The sequence below is a fragment of the Allorhodopirellula solitaria genome (genome assembly GCF_007859855.1).
Classification (GTDB): Bacteria; Planctomycetota; Planctomycetia; order Pirellulales; family Pirellulaceae; genus Rhodopirellula; species Rhodopirellula solitaria.
In genome coordinates this window covers 1-1432 of the sequence record NZ_SJPK01000060.1, presented here as the reverse complement: position 1 = coordinate 1432, position 1432 = coordinate 1, and the positions used below count along the sequence as shown (strand labels likewise).

Here is a 1432-nt window from a genome sequence, read left to right as displayed (position 1 = left end):
GGCCAAGAAGAGCGGCGCGAAATGCTTCTCCAAATTTCGCACCAATTCGGCCAACACGCCAAAATCACCGCCAAATCCCTACAGTCTCAATTCGGCCAAAAATGCGACATCAAAAAGGCCGGTAACACTTATCCATTGGATGGTTCACTTCAAGGCATTCAATTCAATGCAGAAAACACCGCCATAAAACAACCACACGCCCAAGTCACGATGGCAGCCAAGTAACAAAGGATTTTTAAGAATAAACTAACTGAACTTAACTTTACAAAATGGTTAACGCCGCATACACCTGCACTTAAAACACCAAGAGCTAAAACGTTGGATATGCCAAATATTACCCAAAACTCACCGGAGTTCAGTAACGAATTAAGGTAAGGGCGTTGCAGTAATGCAGCAAGCCCGACGGACGTTGCCGCCTGAAGGCACACCATTATCGTGAGATGCCCTATTGGTCCAACCGGTCGTTTTTCTTTCAGTAAACTTGCCTGTGGCGGCGTATATGGATACAAAAATATCACCAAAGTCAACAAAAACTGCAAAGCATTGCGAGCTGCTCACTTCATACTCCGTCACCGGACATCCACTTGAAGTCCGAAACACAAGAGTTTAGCAAAGCCTAAAACTCACGTTCAATCGCATCCCCCTAGATTCTCCGAACGCTCATAGTCGTCCGTCCATGTACCTACAATACTATATGCCGCTCCACTGTCGTCGTCTCCCTGAAGAAACGGAATCCCAGTATCAAAAATGTCATATGGATTCACGAATCCGTCGTCAAGCGTATACGTGAGACTGCATTTAGTCGTTGACCGCAATGGTGCCATCGTTCCATCACAGCATTTCTCGCAAGATAAACTTTTTGTGCAATTGGCCGTAGCGCTAACGCTCCCATCGCCAAGCGGCAAAAGCGAATTATTGCCGAAAGCCCAACTTGTCCATCCAGTGAATGAATCGAAGTTATAACTAAATTTGGTTCTAAATGAAAACGAAACGCTTTCATCGCAGCCAACGCTCTTGTTCAAACTTGAAAGGGCTCCTCGGACATCAGGATTAAATTTCATTTTAAGAATTCGAAAAAGGCGGGGATTCTTCGTTAAGTCAAAATCCTTCCCGTCTTCATTATAGTAGTGCGTCCAAAATGGATCGTCCGGTTTAGGATTGCTTCCTCTCGGACCTCCATGCCCAGCGTTACCCGCTGCCCCAGTCGGTCCCCATGGGCTTTCGGTTCCAGTTGGATCTAATCGGCTAGTAGGCTGATTAAACACATAACGATAAATATTAAAATCACCTCCCCCGAAACCAATCGGGTCTCTGGAGCTAAACCTACCCAGTTGCGCGTCGTACCAGCGGTTCCTGAAGTAGTACAGCCCGGCATCCGGCGTCCACTCGCGGCTAGTATAAGTGTAGTGAACCCCATAGGTGCTAACAGCCC

General features: G+C 46.8%; 2 protein-coding genes. One reads left to right on the top strand and one right to left on the bottom strand.

Translation table 11 applies throughout. The features are described from left to right. On the top strand, positions 1-225 hold a 225-nt coding region (locus CA85_RS25325), incomplete at its 5' end, for a hypothetical protein (protein ID WP_186775211.1). A gap of 404 nt (positions 226-629) precedes the next feature. Here the strand turns inward: CA85_RS25325 and CA85_RS25320 are convergent. Continuing rightward, on the bottom strand, positions 630-1432 hold an 803-nt coding region (locus CA85_RS25320; RefSeq protein ID WP_186775210.1), incomplete at its 5' end, for an RHS repeat-associated core domain-containing protein.